Origin of the sequence: Sutcliffiella horikoshii, assembly GCF_020524325.1 — a bacterium.
GTDB classification, from domain to species: domain Bacteria; phylum Bacillota; class Bacilli; order Bacillales; family Bacillaceae_I; genus Sutcliffiella_A; species Sutcliffiella_A horikoshii_D.
In genome coordinates this window covers 183626-198617 of sequence record NZ_JAIVKY010000009.1, presented here as the reverse complement: position 1 = coordinate 198617, position 14992 = coordinate 183626, and the positions used below count along the sequence as shown (strand labels likewise).

Below are 14992 nucleotides of genomic sequence, written 5' to 3'. Positions count from 1 at the left end.
CATATGGATATATCCTTACTTTTTTTTGCCATCCCACTATTATATTTACTGAGTTATGTGATTTTATTTTGGGTTTTCGTGGACGCAAAAGAGAAGCATGGTACCAACATTGGTTGTTTGTGGGCGCTGATTGTATTCGCAACTGGACCTTTAGGATTAATCGCCTACCTTATTGTTCGAAATGCTGATTGATGCAACCAGTCTTATCATAAAAATGGGTTGAGGTGACCCAATGACCCAAGAAATGGAGCTGAATGATGAGAAGGTTAGATCCTGAAAAGCTTTATGTGGAATTCAGACCAGGTGTGACAACGACAGAACCAATACTGGGACGAAAATATACTTTGACCCACTCGGATATCACAGTTGAACTTTTTCTGACTATAGGCTTACAATTTGCTTATAATAAGATCACTAGTATGAGGGATGAGGTTTTAGCAGAATGGAGAAATTCTAACTGTGGTTTATTCTTGTATGTTTACGTTTATGTAGGAGATTATGGTCCTGCAATGAACGCTATCCGTAATACTATCTTTAGACGAGAATTGCCCTTGGCGCTTGAAGCGATCGTCTATGGGGATAAAAAGTTCACTACATCCAATCCACTATTAATTAATGCTCCCATCTGGATTCAGTTTGATTCAACGGACCCTACCTACAACCAATTTGAGTACTGGGGTACAGCTAAGGACTATAGGTTATAATAGCCCATTGTCCCGCTATTTCCTACAAAAAAGAGCTGAGAATATTAACTATTCTCGGCTCTATGTGTGTCAATAACAAAATGGGTCAGCGTGCAAATCCCCTCGACGCCTCTTTTTGATCCAAATAATAACTCAAAAACGTAAGAAGACTCGCACAAACTGCAACAATTCCCCCAACCCATGTAACATGGATGAGGCCTACTTGATGGTATACGACTCCACCCAAGGCTGACCCGAGTGCGATGCCGACGTTACTTGCCACTGGCATGAGGGAAGCAGCGAGCCCTGTTGCACTTGGCTGATAGATCTTGGCTAGGTCTATGAGGTAAAGCTGGGTGGATGTAGTTAAAAGAATGGCCATCAACGACATCAATCCAATGTTTATAAGTCCCAACCCGAAATGGTTGATGGTCCAAAATAAGCTGATCAATACAGCTGCCTGAATGAGAAACACAAATCGAAGACGACCGATTGCGTTATGACTGGCTATTTTCCCTGCTAGAATGTTACTAAAAATTGAGATGAATCCGTACGCGAAAAGAATCAAACTGATGGAATAGCTTGGTGCGCCCATTCCCTTCAAGATCGGAACAAGGTACGTAAAGACGACGTAGGTTGCCCCAAATCCAAGAGCGGGAATGAAAAAAGCAATTAAGATTCTTGGGTTGGTCAGCAACGAGAACTGATCACGAATGGAGCTACGAACCTGACTGAGCTTGCTCGGCAGCACAAAATAGGAAGCCAAAAACGCCAATACTCCCAGTATGGTAGTCAGCATGAACGTGGAATTCCACCCGAACCAGGATGCCACAAGCGTCCCAATAGGCACTCCAATAACGTTCGCAAGGGTAAAACCACCGAACACGAAGGATATGGCAAGGCCACGCTTGGCTGCAGGCATCGTTTCACTCGCCACAATCATGGCTAGGGAGATCAGGACACCTGTAACAATAGCCGTTAGAATTCGAAAAGAAAGCAGCATCGTGTAAGATGTAGAAACGGCGCATAAAGCATTAAAAATAATGAACGCTCCAATCAACACCAACATCCATTTTCGCTTAGGAAAATGACTTGTTGCGGACATCACGATTGGTGTGGCAATGGCAAACGTAATGGCAAACGCAGAAACAAGTGTGCCAGCCTTCGCGTTAGACATATCAAGGCTTGAAGAAATCTCTGTCAAAATTCCTACTATAACAAACTCACTTGTTCCAAGGACAAATGTTAATAAAGAAAGGGTTAAAATGAGCAACCAATGTTGCCTCGTTAATTTCTCAGATTGCATAAATACCTCTTTTCTAAGCTGAATGGGCATGTGTAGTATGGTAGATAAATAACCTAAATATCATAACATATTGAATGAACTTTTAAGAAATTTTCTAGCATGAAAAAGAGCCGAGAATCCATGCGATTCTCGGCTTTCATGTGTATGTGTTATGGAAAATGGGTCGGTGTGCCTGTTCCCTTTAGTTTTCTTTCATGACAAGCTTTGCAACCTTAGCTGCCGTTCGTCTTGGTAAAAATTTAGCGGCCAATGCACCAACTTTGTTAAATCCGCCGGTTATCACCACACCTTTTCCTTGCATTAAAGCATGATACCCTTGTTGTGCTACAACATCAGAAGACATGGCATTGCTGAACATTTTCGTATTCTCCACTTTTGCGACAGAACTAAAGTTTGTTTTGGTTGCACCAGGACATAGAGTGGTCACTGTAATATTATCTTCTTTCAACTCCTCAGCCAAAGCTTCTGAGAAGGATAGAACATATGCTTTTGTGGCATAGTAGACAGCCATATTTGGTCCTGGTTGGAATGCTGCTGTACTTGCCACGTTTAATATTTTTCCGGACTTACTTTTCTTCAGGTCCGGAAGCAAATGATAGGTTAGTTCGGTTAAAGATGAAACATTGAGGTGAATCATATTTAATTGCTGCTCAATATTGAGGCTTTCAAAGGATCCTAATAATCCAAAGCCGGCATTGTTTACTAATACATCCACGGAGATTTTCTTTGTTTGAATTTCGTCCAAAATCTCTTTACTTGCATTGGGCATGCTCAAGTCCTTAGCAATTACTGTAACGTTAATATCAGGAAAGTCTCTTTTTATTTCTAGAAGTTTTTCTTCATTGCGTGCTATTACTACTAAATTATAGCCATCATTCGCAAATAATTTAACAAATTCTAAGCCAAGTCCGCTAGACGCTCCTGTGATAACAGCTGTTTTCGTCATATATATTACCTTCCTTTTTGTTAATATTTTATATGTTTAAGTGTTTAAACATATAATACAAAGTAACACTTACTTCTGTCAATTATTTTATATAGTTTTTCCTCCAAACAGGATTGTATTACTTAAGAGAGTTGTTTTCATGTAGATGGAGCTGATCTTATCGAGGTGGGGAAAGAAGCTTAGAAAATAAAAAGCCAAGAATATCGCTTATTCCTGGTTTTAAACAAAAAAATGTCGAGGTATCTGTCCCCTCGACACAAAAAAACACTTGAATACTCACCAAATACATGGTAAATTCAAATGGACTGTATTGTAACGTATAGTTTTATTGTATAATTATCCCTATTATAATCATACAATACAATCCACCCCGGAGTCAACCCCCTAATTATCCATTTTCGAAAAAAAGGAGTGTTTGCATGAGTACGGAATTTCAGTTGGAGCAAAAACGTGTGGACAATGTGATGGAGACCATTACAGAGGAGATCGGGAAGTTGGAAAACGAGACTTCCAAGCGTAAGGATGAAGTCATTACGATTCGCAAACACTTTTGGGATGAGGTTAAGGTTAGTACGGATTCTTTTGATGATTATCTCGAAACAATCATTGGCTTGAGGCAGGAGGCGCAAGCGTTGTCAGTGAGTCAGAGCTCCCACAGGCATGCTGCCAAGCGTTTGATCACCTTACGTAAAATGGAGGAGATTCCTTATTTCGGCCGCATCGATTTTAAAGAAGATGGAACTTCAGAGGAGGAGCAAATTTATATTGGAATCTCCGCCCTTATGGATCAAAGTGGGGAGGACTTCCTTATATATGATTGGCGGGCTCCTATCTCAAGCGTCTACTATGATTACCAACCGGGCCGTGCCAGGTACACGACTCCTGGGGGCGAAATCGTGGGCACCTTGGAAAAGAAGTGGCAGTACCTAATCCGAGATGGTGAGCTCGAATCCATGTTTGACACAAGTCTCACCATTGGGGATGAAATTTTACAAAAGGTGCTTGGCAAGGCGACTGCAGACAACTACATGCATAATATCGTTGCTACGATCCAGCAAGAACAGAACCGAATTATAAGGCATGATAGCGGGAGGCTTCTGATTGTTCATGGTGCGGCTGGTAGTGGCAAGACTTCAGCTGCGCTGCAACGGATTGCGTATTTACTATACAAATATAAAGACAACCTGGACGCAGACCAGATCCTTTTGTTCTCACCGAACTCGATGTTTAAAAGCTATGTATCCAATGTTCTGCCGGAGCTTGGCGAAGAGAGCATGCAGCAGGTTACCTTTCAGGAGTATCTTGATCACCGTCTCTCCAAATCGTTTCAAGTGGAAAATCCTTATGAGCAGTTGGAGTATGTGTTGACGGAGAGTGGAACGCCTGGGTATAAAGCTAGACTTGCGGGCATTAAATTTAAGGCTTCGCTTCGCTTTTATGATGCCATTCAATCTTATATAGAGTCGTTAGCGTTGGAAGGAATGACGTTTAAAGACATCACCTTTAGAGGGGAAACAATTGTTTCGGCACAGCAAATTGCAGACCGTTTTTATCAGTATGAAACGGGGCTTCGTCTGTCCAACCGTTTGGAAAAGTTGAAGGATTGGCTGATTAAAGAGGTAAAATCAATCCAGAAAACCGAAAGCGATAAGCCTTGGGTGCAGGAGGAGATGGAACTTCTCAGTAATGAGGAATACAATGAAGCCCGTGCCTTTTTGGCGAAAAAGAAAGGCTTGGAAAGGGAAGAGGTCGCGGATTATGAGGTGGATCCGAGGTCGCTTGGGAGGTTGCTGGTGCATAAAAAGATGAAGCCATTGCGTCAGCGGGTATGTGCTTATCAATTTATCAACTTTAAAACGTTGTATGAGCAGATTTTTGCAGAGCCGGAGCGTGTTGGCAAGTGGCTGGAAGGAACGTCGCCTGAAGATTGGCCGGCGATTTGCCAGGGACCAGTGAAGGCACTTGCGGAAGATAAACTGATGTATGAGGACGCGACGCCATTTTTACTTTTAAAAGAATTGATTCTTGGCTTTCAGATTAACAGCTCCATCAAGCATTTTGTCGTGGACGAGGCGCAGGATTACTCGCCGTTTCAATTTGAGTTCATGAAGCGCCTTTTCCCTGCTGCTAGAATGACTGTCCTGGGGGATTTTAACCAGGCGATCTTCGCGCATGCGAGTGAAGCGGTCAACTTTGATGTTTTGAAGGGTCTTTATGGAGAGGAAAAGACGGAAATCATTAATATTACGCGGAGTTATCGGTCTACACGTCCGATCATTGAGTTTACAAGAAGGCTTGTTCCAAACGGGGATCAGATCATTCCGTTTGATCGGGACGGAGAGGAACCTGTGATGACGGAAGTTGCTGATTTTGATAGTTTGCATGCTGGGATTACTGCTCGGGTTAAGGAGCTAAGAGGCCACGGTTATCACAGTATTGCGATTATCTGCAAGTCAAGTGAAGAGAGTGGTCGTGCGTTTGAATCACTTTCACCTAGGATTAATGATTTGAAGCTGCTGAAAATGAACTCCATGGAGTACGAACAAGGCGTGGTTGTTGTGCCGTCCTACTTGTCCAAGGGTATCGAGTTTGATGCTGTCATTATTTATAATGCATCCGATAAAGTGTATGGTGATGAGAGCTTGAGAAGGGTTTTCTATACTGCGTGTACTAGAGCAATGCATTATTTGGAGGTATGTAGTGTAGGGAAGGGTTGTGGGGACAGGTTCCTAGACCCGGGTTTGCGGTAATGTGAGAAAGTGTTTTGAGGTCTTCAAGTATGAAGACCTCAATTGGTTAAGAATGGGAGAGTAATGGTCTTCATCGCCCTAATGAGGACCTTAGTTACATAGAAACAAGGAGAGAGGGGTCCTCATCGCCCTAATGAAGACGTCAGTTACATAGAAACAAGAAGAGAGAGGTCTTCATCCAGCACCAGTTACCCAAAAATAACTATGAAAACTCCAAACTATAAGACCCATACTAACTATTCCCCAAGCTGTGGCGCTATATATCCACCAAATTATAGATTTAGCTTTTATTGAACTTTCCTCGCTTTCCTCATTTGCTTTAATAAAAGCGAGCTTACTTTCCATCCCTTTTTTCAAAGAAGCGAGAACAACAAAGCCGATTACTATGAAAGCGATTGTTATCCAGAGTAATATATCCACTAGGTTCACCTCACTTTTTTAATCACTAAAATATTTGTAAAAATAATGGTAATTTTCCTCTTTATTTTTATACTAACATTTTTATCTCTTTTTCTCTTCCTACTTCAGCACCCCGTTTTGAAACTTCGAAATTTTAGTTTAGAGTTTTAGTTGCAAGGGGGATCTCACCCATGAAGACAATCTCAACGTAGAAAAAAGGACATGATTGTCTTCATGGGTGTTATGAAGACAATTTCAACTCTGTAAACTCCACATAATTGTCTTCATCCACGTAATGAAGACAATTTCGTTTTCAAAATCTGTTTGAGATTGTCTTCATTTAATTTATGGGTTGGCGTGTCTGTCCCCACGGCTCACCTAGCTACTGAAGTGGTACAAACGCCACAGCCCAACTTCCGTCATTTTCCTTTACCATTTGAAAGCCCCATTTTTTACTTGAATTTAACCCGGAAGAAAAGGCTTTTGAAGTGATTGGTAACTATAACTATCTTAATGGAGACCTAAGGTAGATTAGAAGGCGCCGTGACCTATACTTAATAAAGAAAGGGCAGCGGTGCCTGTCCCCCGGCTCAAAATACCCCTTTAACATTCTCCCAACCATAAACAACTTCCGTAAGCTTCTTCCCAGCAATCTGCACTTCAATTTCATCTATTTTTTTGCCACCCAGCGCTTCATAAAACAAACACGAAGCATTGTCTCTTAAAACAAGAACAAGCATGGAGTTTAATCCCATTCCTATAAGTTCTTCCATTATTGGTTGAACAAGTGCTCTTCCAATCCCTTGTCCCTGATACTCTTTTAAAATATAGATCGCATATAACTCCCCGTCAAAGCCATCATAATCACCACTTCGTTCTTTCCCGCCAGAAGAAAAACCAACGATTTCGCCTTCATTATTTTCTGCTACATATACACCGCCATTTGGAATGCTGTTTATCCATATTTGTTCCCGACTTTCATAAGTTAACTTGTTCAAGTATTCGTCTGGAACAATATTGGCGTATGTAGTTTTCCAACTTTCAACGTGTACTTTAGCTATCCCTTTTGTATCTGATAGATTTGCTTTTCTGATTTTTATAGCATTCTGACCCATTTGCTTTCCTCCGTCATTTTAGTTAAAAAAATCCATGTGTGTTTTCGCTTTTGCGTAGTACTCCAATCTATCTTGCAGTGTACCTGTATGAAACTCAAATTTATGACCATCTGGGTCCGTAAAATAAATGGATTTCTTATCTCGTTCATCTCTAGGGCGACCTGATAAAATGTTCACGTTCAATTTCCTTAGTTTCTCGTAGATTTCATCAAACTCTTCTTCTTCAATGGAAAAAGCAATGTGTGTATAGGATTGGTGTATCTCATTACGAGGTATATCTTCCTCTACATTGAGAGCTAGCCACATTCCATTTAAATCAAAGTATGCAGTGTTTCTGCCTTTTACCATCAATTTAGCACCAAATACATCTTTATAAAATTTAATAGAAACTTCTAAATCTGAAACAGAAAATAAAAAATGGTTGAGTCCTTTTATTGGCATGGTGTCACCTCTAAAATATATTATCGCTTACATAAGGAATGTGTCGCACGAACTTCTCCCAATCTATTAGGAAATAGTTCTCGATATCCCTTTTAAGTTTAGCCTCTAGCTCCACAAGCTTTGAAACGGCATAAGACTGATCAAAGACATTATAAATATCAACTTCTGCCCAAATGGTTGTAATCCTTGCCTTGTCTGCAAAAGGTAGCATGGGAAGAATTGCTCCGTCCTCGTAATCGTCATACTCAATTGTATAGTAATGGAACGCGGGAATGTGGGAACAGGTAAATTCTTGTTTCCATTTTAAGAGTGCCTTATAGAATTCTAGAATAGCGATTTCCGCCTCTAAATAAACTTCACCCTTAATTTTCACAATGAAAATAGCATCAATGGAGAGGATGGTAGGCACATCTCTAGAGTGTTTATTTGAAATTGCATGGGGTTCATTTGAAAATTGATAAGTAAACTGTAAGTTGTTCATTTTTTCTCCTTAATACTAGTTGTGTAGCCATTCTTCCACAGTGTTTTAGGTGCCGCGTGCCTGCCGAGACGATCACTTTCTGAAAATCTCTGTATTTTCAATCCTTATAGAATCTACTTCTCCGCAATCTAAACAGAATGTGAAAATTTTATTAGCACCGGTTAGCGCCATTTTACTGGTTTTAATAGGCATATAGTCTGTTCCTTCTGCAAATTCCTTGCCTCCGCATTTTTTACATGTTTGGTTTTCCATCTCTCCTTAACTTAACCCCTTTCGTCATTTCAAAAATTGTTCTACTACCGTCTACGTTTTCTAGATGAATTAGTTTCACAAAAGGTATCAAATATTGGTAAAATACTACTAAAACATAGAGATCGGTGAAAAGTATGAAACTAAAAACGTTTAATGATATAAATATAACCAATCCATTGGCCCCATATTTTCAAGTGGGGGATCGTCAAAGAATAAGGTTTGGATGGACGGTGTTAGAAGAGAACCCAGGGTTGCTTAAGGAGATTTTTAAAAGCTTGAAGCTTGAAAAACAATCAAAAGTAGATTGTACTTTTCTTTCAGCCTATGAGTCTGAGGGGTTTAAGCAAAAAGAAAAGCTCCATTTAGGTAGAAAGTTCGTTATCACCAACTGGAAAGAAACCAAAATTTGGAGTGACGACTTAGAATGCACCTGTGTGTATACGACAATCACGAACTTAAACGCGGAAAGGTTATATCGATACATGATTGGGCTAATGAAAGGTCATGAGAGACAACTGCATATATGCTTTTACAATGAAACGTATCTTTTATACACAAGTTCGGATGTACTTGATATTGTCTCTAGTGAGTCCAATATTAGCATTCTTAAAGATGTTTTCAGGGAGCATTATGATAAATATCATGAAGAGGGAGAAGGAGGGGAGAGTAAAGTTGTTTAAGAAACTATTAATTTTCGCAGGTCTCCTAGCTATCTTAGGAGGTTGCACAAAGCAAGAGCAAGATCCAATCAAAGATCCAATTAGCCTAGATGAAGTGTTTGAGGTATTAACTGAGCAAGGGTTTACTTTAGAAGAAAATGAAAACTCATCAACAGAGAGTGTCTTTACACTAGAATTAAACGGTGTAACACCTGAAGTGTATAGTCTAGAACAGAACATGTTGTCCATTTATATTTTCCCCTCATCAACCGAAAGAGCAAATGGGATTGTGGACTTTGATGAAAAAACTGCCACAATGGAATTGATAGAACACCAATCTTATGGAATAAATAACTTTTTGGTATTTTATGTGAGTGAAAATGAAAAACTGCAAAAAGATTTGTATGAAGCATTAATTTTATTGGAGGCTCCAAAATAAAGATTTAGGAGACGATAAACATGACCAACCCCACAAAAGAAACCTACAACAAACTGGCTCAAACCTATCAAAAGGATACAGATGCAGGAAGTCCTTATAACGCTTACTACGAACGACCGGCTATGATGGCTGCTTTGCCGTCTAACTTAAAAGGTGAAAAAGTGCTGGACGCCGGTTGCTCCGCTGGTTGGTACAGTGCTCAATTGTTGCAACGTGGTGCCGAGGTTACGGGTATAGACCTTAGTCCCGAAATGATCAAAGCAGCAAAAGAGAGAGTGGGGGACGAGGCCACGTTCCTTTGTCACGATCTTCAAGAGCCTCTGCCATTTCAGGACAATTCCTTTGATGTAATTATTAGCTCTCTTACACTTCACTATCTAAAGGATTGGTCACCAACGTTCCAAGAATTCAATCGGGTGTTAAAACCAGGGGGAACATTTTTGTTTTCGGTTCATCATCCATTCATGGACTATACAAGGTTCCATTGTGAAGATTACTTTAAAACGCAACTACTAACAGAAACGTGGCAAAAGCCGACCATCACCATTGAAGTCAGTTTTTACAGGAGACCGATGGAGGATATCGTAAATGAAACTGTTCAAATTTTTATGCTTGATAAACTTATCGAACCTAAACCGCACGAGAAGATGCGAGAAGTAAAAGAGGAAGCTTACAACTATCTCATGACGAATCCACATTTTCTTATGGTGAAAGCTATATCTAAATAAAAATACCCAAAGATTATGGTCTTTGGGTATTTTTTATGAAAAATCCTTTGTTTTGCTGTTACTTGTTTGGCGTGCCTGTCTCCTTAACCCGCACTTAACCCGGTTCTTTATCCGTGCTACATAAAAGAAGAAGATTGAGGAAACATACGGATAATAGGCTTTTCTTAAAGGAGAACATCTTGGAGAATTATAGTAATGACAACACAGCAAGAAGGTATAGAGCGCATGTCAGTATATTGGGTACGACTCAACTTCATCTTAGAAACCCATATATCATGGCTTGGTGGAGTGCTGCTTTTCCTGGTTTTGGTCATCTGCTTTTGTCCAAATATCTTCGGGGATTTGTTCTGTTTATCTGGGAAGTTTTAATTAATATTAAATCACATGTTAATTTAGCCATGATCTATTCTTTTCAAGGAGACATCGATAAAGCGAAAGATATTCTAGATACCCAATGGTTATTAATTTATATTCCAGTCTATATATTTGCAATCTGGGATAGCTATCGTACAACGGTTGATATGAATAGGGTCTTTGTGTTGGCAGAGCGGGAAGAGCATAAGTTCAATTCTTTTAGTATAGGGGCCCTTGAAATAAATTATTTAGATAAAAGAAACCCTGTTATGGCAGTCCTTTGGTCTCTTTTTATACCAGGATTAGGGCAACTTTACTTACATAGAATAGTAACAGCATTTTTCGTTATCGTTTGGGTGATCGTCTTTTTTTATTACTCTCACGGCCTGGAAGCTATATCTCTATTGTTTTTAGGGGAAATTGAAAAGGCTACGTCGGTTATTGATCCAGAGTGGCTCCTCTTCTTCCCATCACTTTATGGGTTTGCGATTTTTGATTCATATATTAACACGGTTGAAAATAATAAATTATACGATAAAGAACAACGTGGATTTTTTATGAAAAAGTACCAATCTTCATCCTTTCGGGTAATAAAAGGGCAAAAGGTGGACTAGACCATGCAATTATATTCTACATTCAAACATTCCATCCATATTGAATTGGCAATTTCCACTCTTGAGAAGAAAGGAATAGAAAGAGAAAATATATTTGTCGTCCCTCTCGATAACAGAAAAGAGGAACATAAACTATTTGATACCCTTCATCATTCAGATGGGACATCTCTTATTGATATTGGAGCAGCACTAGGGACCGCTTTTGCAGTAATTGGTGCCAGTATAGGTTTTAAATTAGCATGGGGGCCAATCTATTGGGGTTTAATAGGTGCATCTGCCGGGTTTGTTTTAGGTTTTGCCATACGTCTCTTTACGGAAAAGGTCTTAAAAAAGAAACAACGGTTGTTAAAAGGCGTACACTCGGAATTGATTATGATTGTTGATTGTAAAGACGAGCAGGGAGAACTTGTAGAAAACATTTTGTTTGACCATTTTGCATTCGGTGTGGCAAAAATAAAGTGAATGTGATTGGTGAGAAAAGAGGTGGGGAAAGTGTTCTTGAAATTCCCCCCCTTGTACCAATGATGGAAAGTGGCGCACGCCCTTCTCCTCAAAAACCAAACTGATCCTTGATGACCTGGGCCACTTCCTTTGCACTCATGTCAGTATTATTAATCTTGATATAGTTAGGGAAAGTAATCTCTCCATCCATTGAATTCAATCGATGTTTCTCCAATGTTTGCATTAAATCCTTTTCAGACCACTCCAAGTCTCGCTTTTTCGGCTTGTGCTCCAGCCGGTTTGGCGTTTTGTTTCGCTCCAGTCGTTCTTCTAGATCTGCTTCTAATTCTACGTAATAAACAGTCGCACCTCTGGATTCAAACAGGTTGGTGAGATTTCTCACATACTCCCAATCCGACTCCATATCAAACATCCACACATACGTAAACATCATCCCATACAGGTCGCTTTTAGAAACCTCTTCAAATATCTCCTGGCGAAACAAATTTACTAACCGCTTGGCTTCCTTTGTGCTGTAATCAAAAAAATTCCCAACCAAATCAATCGTCATGTGATTGTGGAAAAGCTTCAAATCTGTTATTTTCGCTAACTCCTGGCCAACCGTCATTTTCCCAACTGCTTGGGGGCCGAATATGTGTACAAATTTCATGTGAATTCACTCCTTTTGATCTAAAGGGACAGGAACCGTGACCCACCATTTAGATGGGTCGCGATGCCTGTCCCCTCACCCCTATAAAATAATTAGGGTAATTTTAACATAAACATGTAACGAGTAGTCGGAAAAATAATTTGTTTCTGAAAACATCTCTATATTTTGGTAGTTTATGTTAAATTATAAGTAAAGGACAGGGAAGAGGGGGAGTCAGTTTGTTGTATGAAAACGTTGGTGCTTTAATATTGGGATTTTTTATTTGGTGGGCCATATTGCTTGCTTTTAGTCGGTTTCCGAGCAGATATCCCCAAAATAATACTTGGAAAAAAGATATTTTCATAACATTTATTCAAAGTGTGATTTTGTTTGCTGTTTTTCAAGGTATTACTTATTTCAATAGCTAAACTAAAACCTTTTGTGAGGGAAGTTAAATGGACAATTTAAAATGGTTCAAGTTTAGTGCAACTTTATTTTTTATACTCATGGTAGGTTGTGCAAATATAGAAGAAAAAGCTTTAGAATCCAGCTTGCTCATCGATGCTGTAATACTGGAGATTAAAGACGGAAGGATGTTAGTTGCAGAAGATGTAACTAGTAGCGAGTATGCTGAGATTAGTACCAAAACCATACAAGAACTAGATGAGGAAGGAATTTCACTAATTTATTTGAACTATGAGAAGTTAGCTGATGTAAAAGCCGGAGATGAAGTGAGAATTTGGATTGACGGAGGATTGGATCACTCCTATCCCGCCCAAGGTCATGCGAAAAAGGTAGAAGTGAAAGAAGATTGATTGAAAGTGGGTAAGCGTTCCTGTCCCCTCTACTCAAAGAAGGAGTGTGAATCATGGTCTATGTCTATCTTGCTCTAATGGGCTTAACTTACGGAGGGTATGTTTGGTTAACTATTTACAGAATGAGTTTGTCGGAGGTTTGGCTGTCAAAGAGTATCCTAACTGCAGATGATAGTGCAATGATTGGACAATTAGGTAGATGGTCGGAAAGTCTTGAAGTAATGTTCGTTCTTCTGTTTGTGGGAATGATGATTTACTGTTTTTTTAAGAGGAAAACAGAGCGCAACATATTTAAGAAGTTTCTATTAGTGAATGTTGTTTTAGTGGTAGGAATAGTGGTTTTCAGTTTTATATTTAATCAAGTTACATCCATCTCTTTTATGAATTTAGTGTTACCTTTAGTTAATTTGGTTGGGATCATTATTTTGCTTTTGATATTTTTGATTATTGAGTGGTTTATAAAATATAGAAGTATAGAAAGTCGAGCTTAATGGGGCAGGGGGGATTGTAAGATAGATCACTGCTCCTACCCTACGACTATCGAGAGGTGAATTCATTGAAAACAACATATAAAGAATTAAAAGTGGTAATCGGAGCAGGGGAATATAACAATAATCCTGGCTGGATTCATACATAAGAAGACGAACTGAATTTAATAGATGGGAGCACTTGGAGTGACAAGTTCGATAAAGGTTCTCTTAGAGCTATTTTAGCAGAACATGTATGGGAGCATTTAACCTATGAAGAAGGCGTAAAGGCTGCAAAGCTTTGTTATCAGTATCTTAAACCTTCGGGGTATATCCGTTGCGCTGTTCCAGATGGGTTCTTTCCAGATGAAGAATACCAAAACATTGTGAAAGTAGGGGGACCTGGATCATTTGATCATCCTGCTGCAAGTCATAGAATAGTGCACAATTATAGAACCCTGACGTCAATGTTTGAGACTGCGGGATTTGAAGTCAACTTAATAGAATATTGCGATGAGGATGGTAACTTTCATGCTCATGATTGGGACGGCAAGAATGGAGTTATTTTTCGTTCTAAGAAATTCGATCCTAGGAATCAAGGGGATAAACTCGCGTTTCCTTCACTAATAGTGGATGCGATAAAGCGTTAAGGAGAAATGTAAAATGGAAAATTTGAAAGTGCAATACAAGAATTCATCTAATTTACATACTCGAATTAATATTCATGAGTTGTATAGTACAAATAAGGAGGATTGGCATCTCTGGCTTTTTGAACAGTATGATATTCCTCCAAATAGTAGGATATTAGAGGTTGGTTGTGGGGACGGGACTTTTTGGTATAAAAATAAAGACAGGATTCCTGCTAATTGGGACATAACTTTGTCTGATTTATCGTTGGGGATGATGGAGGCGGCAAAAAATAGATTAGAAGGCATTCCTAATATAATGTTTCGTCCTTTAAATATTGAAGAAATACTATATGAAGATAATAGTTTTGATGTGATTATTGCGAACCATATGTTGTACCACGTTCCAGATAGAGAGCGTGCCATAAGCGAAGTTCGTCGTGTGTTGAAGCCAAGGGGCGTATTTTATTGTTCAACGATAGGAAAGAATCACATGAGGGAGTTTGGAGAGCTCGTGGAGGCTTTTGATTCGGATATACAGTATGCTTCAGCTAACAACCTTGCTGATGCTTTCGGGATAGAAAATGGAGAAGCGCAACTAGCCACTCATTTTAACACGACAACTTATCATGATTTTCCAGGGAACCTAATTATTACAGATATAAATGCGATAGTAGATTATCTGATTTCAACGAATCCAGACCTTTCTGGCATTATAGTAGATGAAAAATTAGCGGAATTTCTTCACTATTTATCTTCTGTAAAAGAAGAAAATGATGAAGGGATTAGAATTACAAAGGCAACCGGATTATTTGTATCCAGGTAAG

The 14992-nt window shown here is 39.3% G+C and carries 20 protein-coding genes; 12 read left to right on the top strand and 8 right to left on the bottom strand.

Translation table 11 applies throughout. From position 1 onward, the window contains the following. The first annotated feature begins 3 nt into the window (after positions 1 to 3). Positions 4 to 192: a hypothetical protein gene (locus LC091_RS15525; protein ID WP_226682938.1), complete on the top strand. Its 189-nt coding sequence runs from the start codon at positions 4 to 6 to the stop codon at positions 190 to 192. 62 nt (positions 193 to 254) lie between these two features. Further along, positions 255 to 704 (top strand): staygreen family protein, encoded by a 450-nt coding sequence (locus LC091_RS15520; RefSeq protein ID WP_226682937.1) that lies wholly within the window; start codon positions 255 to 257, stop codon positions 702 to 704. An 85-nt stretch (positions 705 to 789) separates the two neighbouring features. Here the strand turns inward: LC091_RS15520 and LC091_RS15515 are convergent, their stop codons facing one another. Both LC091_RS15515 and LC091_RS15510 read right to left on the bottom strand, forming a co-directional pair. Then, positions 790 to 1989 (bottom strand): MFS transporter, encoded by a 1200-nt coding sequence (locus tag LC091_RS15515; RefSeq protein ID WP_264179345.1) that lies wholly within the window; start codon positions 1987 to 1989, stop codon positions 790 to 792. Positions 1990 to 2170: 181 nt separating this feature from the next. Further along, positions 2171 to 2935: an SDR family NAD(P)-dependent oxidoreductase gene (locus LC091_RS15510; RefSeq protein WP_226682936.1), complete on the bottom strand. Its 765-nt coding sequence runs from the start codon at positions 2933 to 2935 to the stop codon at positions 2171 to 2173. A 419-nt stretch (positions 2936 to 3354) separates the two neighbouring features. Here LC091_RS15510 and helD point away from each other — a divergent pair, with 419 nt between their 5' ends. Beyond that, positions 3355 to 5685, top strand: coding sequence for an RNA polymerase recycling motor HelD (gene helD, locus LC091_RS15505; protein WP_226682935.1), 2331 nt, complete (start codon positions 3355 to 3357; stop codon positions 5683 to 5685). A 174-nt stretch (positions 5686 to 5859) separates the two neighbouring features. Here helD and LC091_RS15500 read toward each other — a convergent pair whose 3' ends face one another. From LC091_RS15500 to LC091_RS15480, 5 genes are all read right to left on the bottom strand, one after another. Then, positions 5860 to 6105 carry a hypothetical protein gene (locus tag LC091_RS15500; protein ID WP_226682934.1) on the bottom strand — a complete coding sequence of 82 codons (246 nt, stop codon included), beginning with the start codon at positions 6103 to 6105 and terminating at the stop codon, positions 5860 to 5862. A 569-nt stretch (positions 6106 to 6674) separates the two neighbouring features. Next, a complete protein-coding gene (locus LC091_RS15495; protein WP_226682933.1) occupies positions 6675 to 7199 on the bottom strand; it encodes a GNAT family N-acetyltransferase in 525 nt (174 codons plus the stop codon). 18 nt (positions 7200 to 7217) lie between these two features. Further along, positions 7218 to 7640 (bottom strand): FosM family fosfomycin resistance protein, encoded by a 423-nt coding sequence (gene fosM, locus LC091_RS15490; RefSeq protein WP_226682932.1) that lies wholly within the window; start codon positions 7638 to 7640, stop codon positions 7218 to 7220. Positions 7641 to 7650: 10 nt separating this feature from the next. After that, positions 7651 to 8121 (bottom strand): DUF7878 domain-containing protein, encoded by a 471-nt coding sequence (locus tag LC091_RS15485; protein WP_226682931.1) that lies wholly within the window; start codon positions 8119 to 8121, stop codon positions 7651 to 7653. Between the two features lie 72 nt (positions 8122 to 8193). Beyond that, complete coding sequence (locus LC091_RS15480) at positions 8194 to 8373, bottom strand: hypothetical protein (RefSeq protein WP_226682930.1); 180 nt, start codon at positions 8371 to 8373, stop codon at positions 8194 to 8196. Between the two features lie 134 nt (positions 8374 to 8507). Between LC091_RS15480 and LC091_RS15475 the strand changes: the two genes are divergently transcribed. The 5 genes from LC091_RS15475 (at position 8508) to LC091_RS15455 (ending at position 11629) form a co-directional block, all read left to right on the top strand. Then, entirely contained in the window at positions 8508 to 9053 is a 546-nt protein-coding gene (locus tag LC091_RS15475; RefSeq protein WP_226682929.1) for a phosphatase, read from the top strand. Beyond that, on the top strand, positions 9046 to 9471 hold the full coding sequence (locus LC091_RS15470; RefSeq protein WP_226682928.1) for a hypothetical protein: 426 nt from the start codon (positions 9046 to 9048) through the stop codon (positions 9469 to 9471). The genes LC091_RS15475 and LC091_RS15470 overlap by 8 nt, the downstream gene beginning before the upstream one ends. A gap of 20 nt (positions 9472 to 9491) precedes the next feature. Then, positions 9492 to 10199, top strand: coding sequence for a class I SAM-dependent methyltransferase (locus LC091_RS15465; RefSeq protein ID WP_226682927.1), 708 nt, complete (start codon positions 9492 to 9494; stop codon positions 10197 to 10199). Between the two features lie 179 nt (positions 10200 to 10378). After that, on the top strand, positions 10379 to 11167 hold the full coding sequence (locus LC091_RS15460; RefSeq protein ID WP_226682926.1) for a hypothetical protein: 789 nt from the start codon (positions 10379 to 10381) through the stop codon (positions 11165 to 11167). A gap of 3 nt (positions 11168 to 11170) precedes the next feature. Next, entirely contained in the window at positions 11171 to 11629 is a 459-nt protein-coding gene (locus tag LC091_RS15455) for a hypothetical protein (RefSeq protein ID WP_226682925.1), read from the top strand. Between the two features lie 88 nt (positions 11630 to 11717). Here LC091_RS15455 and LC091_RS15450 read toward each other — a convergent pair whose 3' ends face one another. After that, positions 11718 to 12278, bottom strand: coding sequence for an AAA family ATPase (locus LC091_RS15450; RefSeq protein ID WP_226682924.1), 561 nt, complete (start codon positions 12276 to 12278; stop codon positions 11718 to 11720). Positions 12279 to 12712: 434 nt separating this feature from the next. Here LC091_RS15450 and LC091_RS15445 point away from each other — a divergent pair, with 434 nt between their 5' ends. The 4 genes from LC091_RS15445 (at position 12713) to LC091_RS15430 (ending at position 14991) form a co-directional block, all read left to right on the top strand. Further along, positions 12713 to 13072, top strand: a complete 360-nt coding sequence (locus LC091_RS15445; RefSeq protein WP_226682923.1) for a DUF3221 domain-containing protein — start codon at positions 12713 to 12715, stop codon at positions 13070 to 13072. A gap of 53 nt (positions 13073 to 13125) precedes the next feature. Next, positions 13126 to 13563: a hypothetical protein gene (locus LC091_RS15440; RefSeq protein WP_226682922.1), complete on the top strand. Its 438-nt coding sequence runs from the start codon at positions 13126 to 13128 to the stop codon at positions 13561 to 13563. A 155-nt stretch (positions 13564 to 13718) separates the two neighbouring features. After that, on the top strand, positions 13719 to 14189 hold the full coding sequence (locus LC091_RS15435; RefSeq protein WP_226683091.1) for a class I SAM-dependent methyltransferase: 471 nt from the start codon (positions 13719 to 13721) through the stop codon (positions 14187 to 14189). Positions 14190 to 14202: 13 nt separating this feature from the next. After that, positions 14203 to 14991 carry a class I SAM-dependent methyltransferase gene (locus LC091_RS15430; protein ID WP_226682921.1) on the top strand — a complete coding sequence of 263 codons (789 nt, stop codon included), beginning with the start codon at positions 14203 to 14205 and terminating at the stop codon, positions 14989 to 14991. Position 14992: the final 1 nt, after the last annotated feature.

Coding starts and splice junctions, on each gene's coding strand:
- LC091_RS15510 (WP_226682936.1), bottom strand. CDS start 2,935: ATGACGAAAACAGCTGTTATCACAGGAGCGTCTAGCGGACTTGGCTTA.
- LC091_RS15520 (WP_226682937.1), top strand. CDS start 255: ATGATGAGAAGGTTAGATCCTGAAAAGCTTTATGTGGAATTCAGACCA.
- LC091_RS15485 (WP_226682931.1), bottom strand. CDS start 8,121: ATGAACAACTTACAGTTTACTTATCAATTTTCAAATGAACCCCATGCA.
- LC091_RS15440 (WP_226682922.1), top strand. CDS start 13,126: ATGGTCTATGTCTATCTTGCTCTAATGGGCTTAACTTACGGAGGGTAT.
- LC091_RS15480 (WP_226682930.1), bottom strand. CDS start 8,373: ATGGAAAACCAAACATGTAAAAAATGCGGAGGCAAGGAATTTGCAGAA.
- LC091_RS15515 (WP_264179345.1), bottom strand. CDS start 1,989: ATGCAATCTGAGAAATTAACGAGGCAACATTGGTTGCTCATTTTAACC.
- LC091_RS15475 (WP_226682929.1), top strand. CDS start 8,508: ATGAAACTAAAAACGTTTAATGATATAAATATAACCAATCCATTGGCC.
- LC091_RS15455 (WP_226682925.1), top strand. CDS start 11,171: ATGCAATTATATTCTACATTCAAACATTCCATCCATATTGAATTGGCA.
- LC091_RS15495 (WP_226682933.1), bottom strand. CDS start 7,199: ATGGGTCAGAATGCTATAAAAATCAGAAAAGCAAATCTATCAGATACA.
- LC091_RS15445 (WP_226682923.1), top strand. CDS start 12,713: ATGGACAATTTAAAATGGTTCAAGTTTAGTGCAACTTTATTTTTTATA.
- fosM (WP_226682932.1), bottom strand. CDS start 7,640: ATGCCAATAAAAGGACTCAACCATTTTTTATTTTCTGTTTCAGATTTA.
- LC091_RS15450 (WP_226682924.1), bottom strand. CDS start 12,278: ATGAAATTTGTACACATATTCGGCCCCCAAGCAGTTGGGAAAATGACG.
- helD (WP_226682935.1), top strand. CDS start 3,355: ATGAGTACGGAATTTCAGTTGGAGCAAAAACGTGTGGACAATGTGATG.
- LC091_RS15525 (WP_226682938.1), top strand. CDS start 4: ATGGATATATCCTTACTTTTTTTTGCCATCCCACTATTATATTTACTG.
- LC091_RS15465 (WP_226682927.1), top strand. CDS start 9,492: ATGACCAACCCCACAAAAGAAACCTACAACAAACTGGCTCAAACCTAT.
- LC091_RS15430 (WP_226682921.1), top strand. CDS start 14,203: ATGGAAAATTTGAAAGTGCAATACAAGAATTCATCTAATTTACATACT.